Source organism: Streptomyces sp. S186 (assembly GCF_051603415.1).
Classification (GTDB): domain Bacteria; phylum Actinomycetota; class Actinomycetes; order Streptomycetales; family Streptomycetaceae; genus Streptomyces.
In genome coordinates this window covers 4,035,946-4,050,988 of sequence record NZ_CP193932.1, presented here as the reverse complement: position 1 = coordinate 4,050,988, position 15,043 = coordinate 4,035,946, and the positions used below count along the sequence as shown (strand labels likewise).

10 protein-coding genes, 2 tRNA genes and 2 pseudogenes are annotated in these 15,043 nt (G+C 72.5%); 8 read left to right on the top strand and 6 right to left on the bottom strand.

All coding sequences use genetic code 11. From position 1 onward, the window contains the following. Positions 1 to 38: 38 nt before the first annotated feature. A pseudogene (locus ACRAS8_RS17305) lies at positions 39 to 440 on the top strand (PP2C family protein-serine/threonine phosphatase); the annotation flags it as partial. Between the two features lie 188 nt (positions 441 to 628). Continuing rightward, entirely contained in the window at positions 629 to 2,281 is a 1,653-nt protein-coding gene (locus tag ACRAS8_RS17300; protein ID WP_438486933.1) for a long-chain fatty acid--CoA ligase, read from the top strand. Between the two features lie 148 nt (positions 2,282 to 2,429). On the opposite strand, the gene ACRAS8_RS17295 is transcribed toward ACRAS8_RS17300, so the two are convergent. After that, on the bottom strand, positions 2,430 to 6,629 hold the full coding sequence (locus ACRAS8_RS17295) for a PAS domain-containing protein (protein WP_438486932.1): 4,200 nt from the start codon (positions 6,627 to 6,629) through the stop codon (positions 2,430 to 2,432). A gap of 191 nt (positions 6,630 to 6,820) precedes the next feature. Next, entirely contained in the window at positions 6,821 to 7,399 is a 579-nt protein-coding gene (locus tag ACRAS8_RS17290) for an SSI family serine proteinase inhibitor (RefSeq protein WP_438486931.1), read from the bottom strand. 285 nt (positions 7,400 to 7,684) lie between these two features. Here ACRAS8_RS17290 and ACRAS8_RS17285 point away from each other — a divergent pair. Beyond that, positions 7,685 to 7,775: transfer RNA gene (locus ACRAS8_RS17285), tRNA-Ser, on the top strand. A 699-nt stretch (positions 7,776 to 8,474) separates the two neighbouring features. Next, positions 8,475 to 8,547, top strand: a tRNA-Arg gene (locus ACRAS8_RS17280). A gap of 198 nt (positions 8,548 to 8,745) precedes the next feature. On the opposite strand, the gene ACRAS8_RS17275 is transcribed toward ACRAS8_RS17280, so the two are convergent. Then, positions 8,746 to 8,901 (bottom strand): hypothetical protein, encoded by a 156-nt coding sequence (locus ACRAS8_RS17275; RefSeq protein WP_438486930.1) that lies wholly within the window; start codon positions 8,899 to 8,901, stop codon positions 8,746 to 8,748. A 345-nt stretch (positions 8,902 to 9,246) separates the two neighbouring features. Then, on the bottom strand, positions 9,247 to 9,747 hold the full coding sequence (locus ACRAS8_RS17270) for a MarR family winged helix-turn-helix transcriptional regulator (RefSeq protein WP_438486929.1): 501 nt from the start codon (positions 9,745 to 9,747) through the stop codon (positions 9,247 to 9,249). Between the two features lie 97 nt (positions 9,748 to 9,844). Between ACRAS8_RS17270 and ACRAS8_RS17265 the strand changes: the two are divergent. Further along, positions 9,845 to 10,082 (top strand): annotated as a pseudogene (locus tag ACRAS8_RS17265) (VOC family protein). An 8-nt stretch (positions 10,083 to 10,090) separates the two neighbouring features. Next, positions 10,091 to 10,639 (top strand): hypothetical protein, encoded by a 549-nt coding sequence (locus ACRAS8_RS17260; RefSeq protein ID WP_438486928.1) that lies wholly within the window; start codon positions 10,091 to 10,093, stop codon positions 10,637 to 10,639. A 720-nt stretch (positions 10,640 to 11,359) separates the two neighbouring features. Here the strand turns inward: ACRAS8_RS17260 and ACRAS8_RS17255 are convergent. Beyond that, positions 11,360 to 12,154: an NAD(P)H-dependent oxidoreductase gene (locus ACRAS8_RS17255; RefSeq protein WP_438486927.1), complete on the bottom strand. Its 795-nt coding sequence runs from the start codon at positions 12,152 to 12,154 to the stop codon at positions 11,360 to 11,362. 44 nt (positions 12,155 to 12,198) lie between these two features. Between ACRAS8_RS17255 and ACRAS8_RS17250 the strand changes: the two genes are divergently transcribed. Next, positions 12,199 to 13,251: a GlxA family transcriptional regulator gene (locus tag ACRAS8_RS17250; protein WP_438486926.1), complete on the top strand. Its 1,053-nt coding sequence runs from the start codon at positions 12,199 to 12,201 to the stop codon at positions 13,249 to 13,251. A gap of 65 nt (positions 13,252 to 13,316) precedes the next feature. Here the strand turns inward: ACRAS8_RS17250 and ACRAS8_RS17245 are convergent, their stop codons facing one another. Continuing rightward, a complete protein-coding gene (locus tag ACRAS8_RS17245; protein WP_438486925.1) occupies positions 13,317 to 13,877 on the bottom strand; it encodes an NADPH-dependent FMN reductase in 561 nt (186 codons plus the stop codon). Positions 13,878 to 14,336: 459 nt separating this feature from the next. On the opposite strand from ACRAS8_RS17245, the gene ACRAS8_RS17240 reads away from it, so the two are divergent. Next, a complete protein-coding gene (locus ACRAS8_RS17240; RefSeq protein WP_438490514.1) occupies positions 14,337 to 15,038 on the top strand; it encodes a response regulator transcription factor in 702 nt (233 codons plus the stop codon). Positions 15,039 to 15,043: the final 5 nt, after the last annotated feature.

Here is a 15,043-nt window from a genome sequence, read left to right as displayed (position 1 = left end):
CTACCGCCGGGCGAACGCGACGAAGTCGGCCCAGGAGAACGGGGGGACGTGCAGGACACCCGCCGCCGCTGCACACGTTCACCGACGGCAGTGTGGAGCCGGCCTCCGACCCGCAGATGCTGCTGGGCATCGACGAGGGAACCGAGTTCCACGCCAGTACCTTCGCCCTCGCCCCCGGCGAGACGCTGCTGTGCGTCACCGACGGGGTCACCGAACGCCGCTGCGGGAACCGGCAGTTGGACGACAACGACGGTCTGGTCGGGGTGTTGCGGGAGGGCCTCGGGCTGGGCGCCAACGCGCTCGCCGAACACATCCGGCGGGCCGCCCACGACTTCGGCACCGGACCGGTGGAGGGCGACCTCTCGGTGCTCGTCCTCCAGGCGGTGACGCCGAAACCGGGGCCGGTGGTGCAGGCGCGGCCACCGGGGTCGGCGGTGTAGGCCCGGCCCACCGGGGCAGGTCGCCGGGGACCTCGTACGGGTGAAGCGGCCGCGGTCCGCGGTGGCCGGTTCCCGGCCGTTTCCCGCGCCGGGACGAAAAGAACACGCCATGCAGGCGTGACATACCAGGCGGTATGCGTCGACAATCGCAGCACCACTACCCGCCCGTAACAAAGCGGAGGCACTCGGTGCTCAGCACGATGCAGGACGTACCGCTCACGGTCTCGCGAATCCTCACCCATGGGTCCACGGTCCACGGAACATCGCAGGTGATCACCTGGACCGGTGAGGCCGAGCCGCACCGCCGCACCTTCGCCGAGATCGGCCGCCGGGCCGCACAGCTCGCGCACGCGCTCCGCGACACCCTCGAAGTCGCCCCCGAGGAACGGGTCGGCACCCTCATGTGGAACAACAGCGAGCACATGGAGGCGTATCTGGGCATCCCCGCCATGGGGGCGGTGCTGCACACGCTGAACCTCCGCCTCCCGGCCGAGCAGCTCGCCTGGATCGTCAACCACGCCGAGGACCGCGTCGTCCTCGTCAACGGCACCCTGATCCCGCTGCTGGCACCCCTGCTGCCGCAACTGCCCAAGGTGGCGCACGTGGTCGTCGTCGGCCCCGGCGACCGCACCCCGCTGGCCGGCGCCCACGCCGAGGTCCACGACTACGAGGAACTGCTCGCCGGACGGCCCGAGCACTACGACTGGCCCGAGACCGACGAGCGGGAGGCCGCCGCGCTCTGCTACACCTCCGGCACCACCGGCGAGCCCAAGGGCGTGCTCTACAGCCACCGTTCGCTCTATCTGCACTCCCTCCAGGTCAACACCGCCGAGGCGTTCGCCCTCTCCTCCCGGGACATCACCCTGCCGGTCGTGCCGATGTTCCACGTCAACGCCTGGGGCCTGCCGCACGCCGCGTTCATGGCCGGCGCGTCGCTGCTGATGCCGGACCGCTTCCTGCAGCCCGCGCCGCTCGCCGAGATGATCGAGACCGTCCGGCCGACGATAGGAGCCGCGGTCCCGACGATCTGGCAGGGCCTGCTGGCCGAACTCGACGCCCACAAGCGGGACGTGGCGTGTCTGCGGACCGTCGTCATCGGCGGCTCCGCCTGCCCGCCGGCCCTGATGCGCGGCTTCGAGGAACGCCACGGCATCCGCGTGGTACACGCCTGGGGGATGACCGAGACCTCCCCGCTGGGCTGCGTCTCCCACCCGCCGGCCGGCGTGAGCGGCGAGGACGAGTGGGCCTACCGCACCACCCAGGGCCGCTTCCCGGCCTCCGTCGAGGCCCGGCTGATCGGCCCGTCCGGCGAGGAACTGCCCTGGGACGGCACCGCCGCCGGCGAGTTGGAGGTGCGCGGCCCGTGGATCGCCGGCGCGTACTACGGCGGTGCGCGGGGCGGGGCGCTGCGCCCGGAGGACAAGTTCAGCCCGGACGGCTGGCTGCGCACCGGCGACGTCGGCACGATCACGCCGGACGGCTATCTGACCCTGACCGACCGCGCCAAGGACGTCATCAAGTCCGGCGGTGAGTGGATCTCCTCCGTCGAGCTGGAGAACCACCTGATGGCGCACCCGGGCGTCGCCGAGGCCGCGGTGGTCGCCGTCCCGGACGAGAAGTGGGGCGAACGGCCGCTGGCGACCGTGGTGTTGACGGACGGCACGGCGATCACCTACGAGGAGCTGCGGGCGTTCCTCGGCGAGCGGATCGCGCGCTGGCAGCTGCCGGAGCGATGGGCGGTGATCCCGTCGGTGCCCAAGACGAGCGTGGGCAAGTTCGACAAGAAGGTGCTGCGGCGGCAGTACGCGGACGGTGAGCTGGATGTGACTCTGCTGGGGTGAAGCCGGGGGCGGGCCTTCGTGGGGTGGGCCTTCGCGGGCCCGCCCCGAGGCCCTGCCTTCAGGGCCTGCCCCCGGTGTTGGCCCCTGGGTCCCGCCCCCGGGTTCCGCGCCCGGTTTCCGCCCGGTATCGGGCTAGTTGGCGCCGAGGCTAGTTGGTGCCGATCTTCGCCAGCAGGTCCACGATCCGGGTCTGCACCTCGGCACTGGTGGAGCGCTCCGCCAGGAAGAGCACCGTCTCCCCGGAGGCCAGCCCCGGCAGCTGGGCCGGATCCAGGTCGGCGGAGGTGTAGACGACCAGCGGGGTGCGGTCCAGCAGCCCGTTGGCGCGCAGCCAGTCCACGATCCCGGCCCGCCGGCGGCGCACCTGCATCAGGTCCATCACGACGAGGTTGGGCCGCAGCTGCGTCGCCAGCGCGACCGCGTCGGTGTCCGCGCCGGCCCGGCCCACCTGCATGCCGCGCCGCTCCAGCGACGCGGTCAGCGCGCCCGCGATGGCGTCGTTCTGCTCGATGAGCAGCACCCGCGCCGGGTGGCTCTCGGCGTCGCGCGGGGCGAGCGCCTTGAGCAGCACCGCCGGGTCGGCGCCGTACGCGGCCTCCCGCGTCGCCTGCCCCAGCCCCGCGGTGACCAGCACGGGCACCTCGGCGGCACCGGCGGCCTGGCGCAGCGACTGCAGCGCGGTCCGGGTGATCGGCCCCGTCAGCGGGTCCACGAAGAGCGCCGCCGGGTACGCGGCGATCTGCGCGTCCACCTCCTCGCGGGAGTTGACGATCACCGGGCGGTAGCCGCGGTCGCTGAGCGCCTGCTGGGTGGCGACGTCGGGCGCCGGCCAGACCAGCAGCCGGCGCGGGTTGTCCAGCGGCTCCGGCGGCAACTCGTCGTCCATCGGCGGCTGTTGACGTTCCGTCACCTCGACCGCGCCGTTCGGCCCGTCCAGCGGCTCGGGCCCCTCGCTGCCCTCGTCGGGCGCCGAGATGGCGAACGCACGCCCCTCGCCGGCGTCCATCAGATGCGGCTGCGGGCCCGGCTGCTTGGGCCGGGCGGACGGCTGCGGCCCGGCGGCCTGCGTCGGCAGGGACCCGGGCGGCGGGGTCTCGGCGGCGCCGCGCTCGCCCTCCGGCGGCGGCGTGGCGAGCTTGCGGCGGCGGCCGGAACCCGTGGCGGTGCCACCCGGCGGCGTGCTCGCACCGGCCTGGGGCGCGCCTGTGCGGGGCGTGCCTGCCTGGGGTGCGGAGCCCTGCGGTGCGTGGCTCTGCGGTGTGTGGCTTTGCGGCGCCTGGCTTTGCGGCGCCTGGCTTTGCGGCGTGGCGCCGGGCGGCGGCGCCGGACGCTGCGGATCGGCCAACTGCTGGGCGAACGGCACTCCTTGGCCGAGCGTGCGCACGCTGAACGCCCGCCCGGAGGGGTCCTCGGCGGGCGGCACCGGCTGCCGGGTCTGCGGCGGCACGGCGGCACCCTGCGGCGGCACCGGGCCGCCCGGTGCGGGCCCGGCGGCGGAGCCTGCCGCGGGCGCGGCCTCCTCGGCGGGGCTGGGCCGGCCCCGGCGGCGGCCGGTGGGTGCGGCCGGAGCGGGCGCGCCGGCGGCGCCGGGTACCGTCCCGGTGCCCGTACCCGTCGCCTCGGCCGGTACGTCCTCGTCCGCCGGCGCGGACGGCTGCGCGACCAGGCCCTCAGGACCCGCCACGAACGTGCCGGACGCCTCGGAGTCGGCCATCGCCGCGGCCGCGCGCTGCTCGGCGGCGGCCCGCCGCGCCCGCCGCCGACCGGTCGGCTCCGCGTCCCAATTCCCTTGCGTCTCAGGCGAGTTGGATGCGTCGGGGGCCGCGCCGGACGGCTGCTGCCCGACCGCGGCATCGGGCGCCGCCGCTGGGCCGCCGGCCACCGGACGGCGCGCCCGGCGCCGCCCCGTACCGGCCGCTTCTTGCGGCCCGGCCTCCGCCTGTACGGGAGCACCCGCCTGTACGGGAGCACCCGCGGGCATCGGCGTCCCGCCGGAAAGCTCGGGCCGCCCCGGCTGCGCGGCCGGCTGTTCCCGCGGAACCCGGTCCGCCGCGGCGGGCGGCAGCGCGAACGGGGAGCGCGGCGCGGCCGGAGCCTGCGCGGCGCCACCGGACGCGCCCGCCGGGCCCACCGCACCTGCACCCACCGCACCCGGCTCACCGGCCGCGGCGACCCGTTCGGGCGCCTCCGCCAGCGCCCGCCGGGCCCGCCGGCCACCGGCCGGCACCGCACCCTGGGCCGACACCGGCGCCGGCCCCTGCGCCACCTCCCGCGGCTGTCCCGCCTGCGGCCCCGCCGACCGTCCGGCCTGCTGACCTGCCTGCGGTCCCGCCGACCGTCCGGCCTGCGGCCCCGTCTGCTGTCCCTGGGCCTGGCCTGCCTGGCCTGCCTGGCCTGCCTGGCCCTGCGGCGGCACCGGCCCGAGCGCCGGGCCCACCGCGGGCGTCAGACCATGCGCCGGACCGTCGGCCGGGCTCCCGTCACCGGCCCCGGACGGCAGCGCGGGCAGCGCCGAGCCCTCCGCCGCCGGCTGCGCCCGGCGGCGACCGCTCGGCGGCCCCGCCTCGGCGCCCACGGCCAACCCCGCGCCCTGTGTTCCGCCCGCCGCAGCCGCGGGTGCCCCGCCCGAGTGCCGCGCGCGCCGACGCCCGGTCGGCTGCGCGCCGCCCGTACCGCCCGCACCGCCCTCCGTCTTCGTCCCCGCGGCCGTCTCCGTGGCACCGCGCCGCCCGCGGCCGTCCGTCCGCGGACCGCCCGCGTCCCCGCTGGCCCCGGCGCCGCCGTCCGGCGCCTTCTCCGCGCCCCCGGCCGCCGCCTCGTCGGACTCCGCCTCCGGCTCGTCGACCAGCACCGGCAGCTCCAGCACATACGCACTGCCGACCGGGCCGGAACCGCCCGGCACCTCGTGCGTCTGGATCAGCCCGTCGTGCATCCGCACGATCCCGCGGACGATCGGCCCGTGTACCGGGTCGCCGCCGCCGAACGGCCCGCGCACCTCGATACGGACCACCTCGCCGCGCTTGGCCGCGGCCACCACGATCGTCGAGTCACCGGGCACCGGACGCCCGCCCGGCCCGCCGGCACCGTCGGCGACCGTCCGGCCGGTGGCGTCCACCCCGGCGACGTCCGCGATCAGATGCGACAGCGCCTGGGCCAGCCGCTCCGCGTCGACCAGTGCCGCTATCGGCGGCGCGTGCACCGCGAACTGCGCCCGGCCCGGCCCGATCAGCTCGACGGCGCCCTCCACACCGGCCGCGACCACCTGGTCCAGCGACACCTTGGTGCGGTTGAGCTTCTCCCGGCCGGAGTCCAGCCGCTGGTAGCTGAGAACGTTGTCGACCAGCGTCGTCATCCGGGCGTGCCCGGCCGCGAGGTGGTGCAGGATCTGGTTCGCCTCGGGCCACAACTGGCCCGCCGGATCGGCGGCGAGGGTGCCCAGCTCGCCGCTGAGCTCCTCCAGGGGCCCGCGCAGCGACCGTCCCAGCACGGCCAGCAGCTGGGCCTGCCGGTCCGCCAGCGCGTCGTACGGCCGGCGGTCGGTGAACGTCATCACCGCGCCCACCAGCTGGTCGCCGTCCCGCACCGGCGCGGTGGTCAGATCGACGGCGACCGACCGGCCGTCCTTGGACCACAGCACCTGTCCGCGCACCCGGTGCTTGCGCCCGGACTTGAGGGTGTCGGCGAGCGGAGTGTCCTCCCACGGCAGCGCCGAGCCGTCCGCCCGCGAGTGGTGGACCAGCGGATGCAGCTCCTTGCCGCCCAACTCGCTCGCCCGGTAGCCGAGGATCTGCGCCGCGGACGGATTGACGAGGACCACCCGGCCCTCGGAGTCGACGCCGACCACGCCCTCCGCCGCGGCCCGCAGGATCATCTCCGTCTGCCGCTGCTGGCGCGCCAGCTCGGCCTCGGTGTCCAGCGTCCCGGTCAGATCCCGCACCACGAGCATCAGCAGCTCGTCGCCGGTGTAGCCGTTGCGGTGATCGGCGTAGGCCGCCTCGAAGGAGGACTCGTACGGGGTGCGGCCGTCCTCCAGATTGGCGCTGGTCACCTCGACCAGCAGCTCACCGCCGTCGGTCCGCCGCGCGACCATCCGCGTCGGCTTCGTCCGCCCCTGGACCTCTTCCTCCCGCCGCCGCATCGATCCCGGGATCCGCTTGGAGTCGAAGGTCGGCAGCAGATCGAGCAGTCCGCGCCCGACCAGGGCCGTGCCGGGGGCCTCGAACATCTCCAGGGCGATGGCATTGGCGTTGACGACGGTGCCGTTGCAGTTCACCAGCAGCAACGCGTCGGGGAGGGCGTCCAGTATGGCTGCGAGGCGAGCAGCGCCTCGGGATGGCCGGCTGCTCACGCGACGCTTCCTCCCTGTTACCGCACCTTGCCGACCCGCCGTGGCGGGTCGCTGGGATGGAGTCTACGGGCACATGCCGGGGACGCGGAGGCGGATGACGCCCCGCTATTGCCGCGCCCCGGCGCGACTCGCCGCACGCCCGACATGTGCCCCTCGTCCTGACCTGGCGCGCTACTCCGGCACGAACCGGGTCAGGAAACGGTCTTGGGGAGCATGGGTTCGAAGCGGTCCCAGCGGCCGATCTCACACCCGTCGGTGCGCTTGAAGTCGGCGTTGACGCGGCGTCCGGCCCACGTCCCGCTGACATGTGCCCGCGCCGGACCGCCGTACATCATCGTGCACTGCGCACCCTGCGGAACCGGGGCGAACATGTCCTCGCCCCACCGCGTCATCCGGTCCAGCCGGGCGCAGGCCCGCCGCGCGTCGAAGTGGGACCCGCCCCGCGGATGGCAGTACAGCTCGAACCGGCCATCCGTACGCTCCGCCCCGGAGTCGTGGACGGTGATCGTCAGGTGATCCTGGCGCCGCCGGTCGGGGAGCCGCCGGTCCGGGAGCCGCCGATCGGGGAACCGCCGGTCGGGGAACAGCCCGGGCACCTCGGCGTCGGGCGCGAAATGCCCCAGGATCGGCAGCTCGTCGTGGTGGTACGGCAGCGGGATGGGGGCGGCGGAGGCGGCCGGCGCCATGGCGAGCGCGGGCACCGCGCACACGGCGGCCGCGGCGGCGGCGATCAGCGACAGCGACCGGGACGGGATCCGGCGACGGGACATCACGGGCTCCTGAGGGCGAGTGCGGGCGCTACCCGATCCATGTGCGGGACGGCCCGTACGGGACGTGGCGGCGGTACGCGGTCCGTACGCGCCGGGGGCGCACGACACGCGTGCGGCGCCGCGGCCCCGACTCTCTAACGCCCCGCCGCCCCCGACGTTGCGCCGCAGGAACGTCTTTGCCGGGCGGCTCGCGGGCCTAGTACCGTAGAGGGCGATTGGTGACAGGCCACCGAGCTGTGTCATCATCTGGTCACGCCACATCGCGTTCACGCGCGTGAGGTGTGTGGAGGCGTCGCCTAGTCCGGTCTATGGCGCCGCACTGCTAATGCGGTTTGGGTTTTACCGCCCATCGAGGGTTCAAATCCCTCCGCCTCCGCTCTTACGTCCCATCCCAGGCCCGATCAACTGCGATCGGGCCTGGTTTTTTATTGGGGCGGAGGGGCTGGGGCCCTGTCTCTGTCCCTGGGCCTGGACCTGGGCCGGGAGTCGGGGGACTGGCTGGGGAGCCGGGCGCCGGGCACTGGGGCTCGACGGGGGTGCGGCCGCGAGCTCCCGTCGCTGGGCTCGACAGGGTGGGCCCGCGAGCTCTTGGTCCCGCGAGCCCCAGCCCAACGATCCCCCTGACCCGCGAGCCCCCGGCCTCACGAGTCACCGCAGCGGACCGACGCATCCCCGCGACATCACCGCCACAGCCATCGGCGTCGCCGTTGGCATCGGCATTGACATTGGCTTCGGCGTCGCCCTCGCGCCCATCTCTGGCACCGGGCCCCATCCTTTGGGCATGGGCAGGGGCATGCGTATCGCCCTCGCCCTCGCCCTCGGCGTCGGCTACGGCATCGTGCCGGCGGAGACCCGGCGAGGCTGTCGCTGCCACCGGGCCCGCCTCGGCTTCCCCCGCCCGGAGTTCGTCCGGATCATCGGGAGCCCCGTCCGGCCCGGCTGGTCCCCCCTTCGGCTGCAAAGTGTATTTCCGCAGGTCAGAGGGGGTGCGGCAATCGGATTTCGCCTAACGGCGCAGGTCATGTAATGTTGTTCCCGCAACGCCGACCGGCAAGAAAAACCGCCGGAAAGCCAAGCGCTCGTAGCTTAACGGATAGAGCATCTGACTACGGATCAGAAGGTTGCAGGTTCGAATCCTGCCGAGCGCACAGCAGGTCAAAGCCCCCGCCGGGTTCTCCGGACGGGGGCTTTGTCGTGCTGTAGAGCAGTGAAGTGCAGTAGCCGGGTCGGCCGGCAGCTGTCGGCAGCCGCGACATCCCTCGGCCCGGGGAGCGGAGCGGCTCGGCTGGGGCGATCCATCGGTAGAGCGCGACTGGGCGGGCGGTGGACAGCGCGGCAGGAGCCAGTCACTGGCCGGTGGTGATGCCGAACGTGATGGTTGATGTCGGCGTCAGAGCTCCGCAGAAGTCCGCGGTTCTGAGGAGGGCGCTGTCCGCTTCCGCGTTGTCGGCATCGCCGGTGTATGCGTACTCGGCTTCGGTCGCGTGTCTGGGCCAGTGCACAGGGACACCACCTGGACATCACCCGGATGTCACCGTGCGGGGTTCTGAACTGCCTCACGGGCTCGTTTGCAGTGCCGCTGACGTCGTTGTGGGTGCTGGGCTCTTCGGGCGGCTCTCCGTCGCGTTCCGCCATGCCGGGACCGTAGGGCATGCCGATGCCATATGGGGGCATGCCGGGATCACATAGGGCATAGCGGGATCTTAGGGGCGTAGCGGCGGTACGCAACGGCGTCTCTTCGGGCGGCAGTTGCTCCTGTTGAAGGTCGGAGTCGTCGGAGTCGTTGCGCCTTCCCGATGAGCGGTCGGGAGTCCGCCGCCGCCGGCCATGGGGCGATCGGTTCTGCGCTACGGCCCCATGGGGGGCTCGAACGTTGACGGTTGCTCCTCCAGGGTCGTTGCCAGGTGGTTGAGGTCGGCGAGGAGTGCCGGTAGGCGGTGGGGTGGGATGGCGTCGAGCATGCGCTGTTCGATGGCGTGGACGGCGGACTGGACTTCGGTGAGGCGCCGGTGGCCCTCCTCGGTGAGGTGGGTGGGGCGGGCGCGGCCGTAGTTGGCGGTGGCGGGGCGGGTGATCAGGCCCGCTTCCTGTAGGCCGCGCAGGACGACGTTCCCGGACTGGCGGGTGACGAAGGTCGCGCGGGCGAGGTCGGCGTTGGACATGCCGGGGTGCAGTGCCAGGAGTTCGAGGGTGGCGTATTGCGGGACGGTGAGCCCGTGCGCGCGCAGGACCTTGTCCATGGCGCTGCGGAGGGCGGCTTGGGTCCGTTTGATCAGGTAGCCCAGGCGTTGGGTGACGTCGTCTGGGGTGGAGTGGGGTTGGGGGTCGGTGGAAGCATACTTCTCCATGTCAGCATTTTGACATGAGGGTGAGGGTCTTCCAGGGTCGGCATGTCAGAGTTTTGACATGGGGATTTTGATGTCGATGCCGGTGGGGGGAGTGCCTGTGACTGTTGCTGTTGATGGGCCGGACTTTGTTGCCCTGCAAGTTCGTGATGTGGATGCGGCGGCGGCTCGGACTCGGTGTGGTGCTCTGGTTTCGGACTTCTGATGCGCATCGGCTTCACGATCAGCTCGTTGCTGCCGGGGTCAGGATCCTGATGCCGGTGGTCGGCAGCCCGTTCGGTCCGATGTTTTCGTTTGAGGGGCCGGAGGGGTACACGCTCACCGCGCACGGGGGCTGAGTGCGAGCGTGAAGGCGGTCACGGTCGCGGAAGCGGGCATGGTCGCGGTCGCGGGCGTGTATGAGATCGCGGGCGTGGATGAGATCGTGGGCGGTGATCTTTCGTCCGGCAGCACCGGGCCAACCGGGTCGCGGGCGGCAAGCTCGGCTCCGTCATCCGATGGTTCGGTATCCGTAGATCGGTGGATCGGTGGACCGGTTTGGGGCGTGGTGGAAAGTGAGCTCTTCCCGGGAAGTCCGGGAAGAGCTCATTCGGCTTGGAGTTCAGCATGGAGCGAAGACGAGGTGAAGATGAAGAAGACGCGTGAGCAGGTTGTTGCCGACAACATGTGGGGGTCGACGGCGCTTTTCTGTATGGCTGCTTTTGTGGCGTTCGTTGTTGTGCGGTCCGAGGCGGCGGTGAAGGTCGGATGGATTCTGTACGGATGCGGGTGGGTGCCGGCGATCTGTATGGCGGGGTGGTGTGCGGCGCGGCGTAAGGCCCCTGGGGTCGGTGGGGCGTTCGCGTTCGCTCTTCTCGTGGTGTACGGGGCGCTGGCCTGGTTGGCGCATGGATGAGACGACGGGCGGGGCGGCGGCGCTGCTCAGCAGCGGGCCGACCAAGGAGTTCCGGGGGGCGGGTTGTGTGCCCCCGGACGTCTCGCTGGATCTGCCAGCGGGTGTGGTGACACGGTTTTCTCGGTGCTCGGTGCTCGGTGCTCGGTGCTCGGTGCTCGGTGCTCGGTGCTCGGTGCTCGGTGCGAACGGTGCGGTCGACGAGCAGCGGGGCGGGCGGCAATTCGGATGTGATGCTGGGGCTGTTGTCGGGGGGCGGGGAAATCTTGTTCGTGGGGCGGGTGTTGGGGCCTGGGGGTGATCTGGCGCGTATTGTCGGCGCGGCTCTGGGCCGGGTTTGTGGCTCCCCCAAACACGCGGTGCGGTCGCATCTTCGGATGGTGGCTGCCGGTGTCGGCGCGGTGCCGGGCGCGGGCGGACGAGGTGCTGGAACTCCTCGGGATACGCGAGGCGGAGAAGCTGGGGCCGGGGCGGTTGTCGCTGGGGACGGCGTAGCGCATAGGGAGTGCGCAGGCGCTTCTCGGAGTTCCACGCATCTCGGAGTTCCGCGCATCTTGATTTTGGGCGAACCCGTCAATGGCCTCGATCCGCATTCCAGTAAGCCGCATTCCGTTAAATGGCTGGGGAATCCGCCTCGGGGGTGCGCCGAGGACGGACGCGCGGTGCTTGTCGCCAGTCGTCAGCCGGCCGAGATGTTCAGCCGTGATGTTTCCGCCGTGATGTTTACGGGTGTGCGGGTGGGGGTGGGGTGGTGTAGTGGGCCGAGGGGCCGGTGGGGGGTGTGGGGGTGAGGTGGGGGTGGAGGAGGAGGTTGTCGTCGTAGTCGCCGGTGTTCTGGTGGCGGAAGGGGAGGGGGTCGGTGGTGGGGAGGGTGAGCAGGCGGTCGCGTAGACGGGCGGCGGCGGTGGCGTAGGTGTCCGGGGTGGTGCGGTCCGCGCCGGGGATCAGCAGGGGCGGGACGACGGACATGCCGGTGTACCAGAGCGTGCCGTGCTGGAGGGGGAAGAGGAGGTCGTTGAGGTCGCCGTTGACCCCTTGGGGGCCGAGGGTGGCGGCGCGGGCGCCGGCGGTGACGACGACCAGGGCGCGCTTGCCGGTCAGCGGGCCGTCGCCGTAACGCTGCGGGCGGCCGGTGGCGGGGTCGGTGAGGCCGAAGGCGAAGCCCTTGACGAAGACCCGGTCGAACCAGCCCTTGAGGATGGCGGGCATGCCGTACCACCACAGGGGGAACTGCAGGACGAGGGTGTCCGCCCAGGCGAGTTTCTGCTGTTCGGCCACGATGTCGGGGCTCAACCGGCCGGCGCTGTGGGCACGTTCGGAGGCTTCGCCCACCAGGAGGCGGTCGGTCGGGTCGTGATCGTAGTCGGCGGCGTCGACCAGCGGGTTCCACTTCATGGCGTAGAGGTCGGAGACCTGGTGCTGGTGGCCGTGGGTTTCGAGGGTGCGCAGCCCTTCCGTTTTGAGCGCGCCGTTCAGGGAGCGGTGGTCGGGGTGGGCGAACAGCCAGAGGACCTTCATGGCGTCCACCCTCCGTGGCGGGCGGTCCGCGGACGAGTGGCCGGATGGCCATGGAGTGCAAGGATCGGGCCATGGGGATGAACGGTGAGTCGGGGAGCGGGCGGCCGCACCGGGTGGCGGTGCTGGTGCGGCCGGGGATGCTGCCCATCGAGGTGGGGATCGTGCACCGGATCTTCGGGGAGGCCAGGTCCGCGTCCGGGGAGCCGCTGTACGAGCTGGTGACGTGTGCGCTGGAGCCGGGAGAGGTGAGTACGGACACCGACTTCACCGTCAACGTGGCGCACGGGCCGGAGGTGTTGGCGACCGCGGACACCGTCGTTCTGCCGGCGTCCTCGGGGGACTACGACGCGGGGGCGGAGCAACGGGAGGGGCGGCTGAGTCCGTCGATGGCCGACGCGCTGGCGCGGATCCGGCCGGGGACGAGGATCGCGTCGATCTGCACGGGGGCGTTCGTGCTGGCCGCGGCGGGGCTGCTGGACGGGCGGCGGGCGACCACGCACTGGCGGTCGGTGGACGACTTCCGGCGGATGTTTCCGCAGGTCGAGGTGGATGCCGAGGTGCTCTACACGGACGAGGGGGAGGTGCTGACGGCGGCCGGGGTGGCCTCGGGCATCGATCTGTGCCTGCACATGGTGCGTGGCGATCACGGGGCGGCGGTCGCCAATGACGTGGCGCGGCGGACGGTGGTGCCGCCGCACCGGGAGGGCGGGCAGGCGCAGTACGTGCAGCGGCCGGTGCCGGAGCCGCAGGTGTCGTCGACGGGCGTGGCGCGGGCCTGGGCGCTGGAGCACCTGGACCGGCCGCTGAGCCTGCGGGAGCTGGCGGCGCGGGAGGCGATGAGCGTACGGACCTTCACCCGGCGGTTCCGGGAGGAGGTGGGGATGTCGCCGGTGCGGTGGCTGACCCGGCAACGGGTAGAGCGGGCCCGGCAGTTGCTGGAGGAGTCGGAGCTGACGGTGGACCGGATCGCGGCGGAGTCGGGCTTCGGGACGGCGGCGTCGCTGCGGCAGCACTTCCAGGCGGCGCTGGGGGTGTCGCCGCGGGCCTATCGGGCGACGTTTCGGGGGGATGGGGGAAGTGACGGGGGAGGGGGCTGATGTCGGGGCGGTGGACGGCTGTGAGGTGGGGGCGTGGTCAGCGCCCGGCCCGGTTCCGGCGGCGGTTACGTGGTGGGGGCGGAGGTGGTGGTCGGGGCGGCAGCGGTGGCCAGGTGGGTGATGGCTGTGCGGAGGTCGGTGAGGGTGGGCCCGTCGGTCACGCGCTCGGTCATGGGGTCGATCTTCGGGCCGATGGCGGGGATCTCGCGGCAGGCGTCCGCGATGACGTTGCCGGTCATCATGCGGAGGGTTTCGCGGAGTTGGGCGTTGGCGTGGTCGCCGCCGGTGGGGAACGGGGAGGCGGTGATCACGGCGACCGGCTTACCGACGCATTCGCCGCTGCTGACCAGCCAGTCGAGGGCGTTCTTGAGGACACCGGGGACGCCGTGCGCGTACTCCGGGCTGACGATCAGCAGTGCGTCGGCCTGGGCGACGGCGGTGCGCAGGGCGGCTACGGGTGCGGGCGGGGTGGCGTCCTCGCCGTCGAGGTCGGGGTTGAAGTGCGGGAGCGCGCCGATGTCCGCGGTGGCGGTCGGGCCGTCGAAGAGTTCCAGCGCGGAGCGCAGGACGGCGCCGTTGGAGGAGCGGGCGCGGAGGCTGCCGGAGAGGGCCAGGAGGCGGGTCATGGGGAGGACGTTACGGGGAGTTGGGGAGTGGTGAGGGGTGTTGGGGAGTTGAGGGCGGGGGTGTTGGGCTCGTGGGGTCCAGGGGGCCTGGCGGAGCTGTCGGTTTGGGGGAATGTGCAGGTCAGGGGGATTGTCAGTGGGGGGTGTCATGCTGAGGGAAGAGTGATCGGCGTGGGCCGCGCGGGGGGCGGTCCAGGTCGGTCGTGACGGGGTGGGGCACGTGTGTTCTGCGGGCTTGACCGAAGGGAGGGGAGATTCTCAGGAGATTCACAGAAACCGGCAAGGGAGCTTTCAGAGGGCCGGGTCAGGCTCCCTGCCATGACCGTGACTTCGTCGACGTCCTCAGCCTTGTACCGTGTGGCGACCTCGGGCTCGTCCTCCAAAGGAGCGGCCGGTACAGCAGTCGGTAAAGCAGCCGGCAAGGCGCCCGGGCAGGTCCCCGGCAAGCAGCCGGAGCTGTTGCGGGCCGACGGCAGCCCCGTACGGGTGCTCGTGGTGGACGACGAGTCCTCGCTCGCGGACCTGTTGTCGCTGGCGCTGCGTTACGAGGGCTGGGACATCAAGTCGGAGGGCGACGGCGCGGGTGCGCTGCGGTGCGCCCGGAGCTGGCGGCCGGACGCGGTGGTGCTCGATGTGATGCTGCCGGACATGGACGGGCTGACCGTCCTCGGCCGGCTGCGGAACGAACTGCCGGACGTACCGGTGCTGTTCCTGACCGCCAAGGACGCGGTCGAGGACCGGATCGCCGGACTGACGGCGGGTGGCGACGACTACGTCACCAAGCCGTTCAGCCTGGAGGAGGTGGTGGCCCGGCTGCGTGGGCTGCTGCGGCGGGCGGGCGCGGCCGCGGTGCGCAGTGAGTCGCTGCTGACCGTGGGCGATCTGGTGCTGGACGAGGACAGCCACGAGGTGTGGCGGGACGGTCAGGACATCCATCTGACCGCCACGGAGTTCGAGCTGCTGCGGTATCTGATGCGCAATCCGCGGCGGGTGCTGAGCAAGACGCAGATTCTGGACCGGGTGTGGAGCTATGACTTCGGAGGGCAGGCCAATGTCGTCGAACTGTATATCTCGTATCTGAGGCGGAAGATCGACGCCGGGCGGGAGCCGATGATCCACACCCGGCGGGGTGCGGGCTATCTGATCAAGCCGGCCGGATAGCGGGC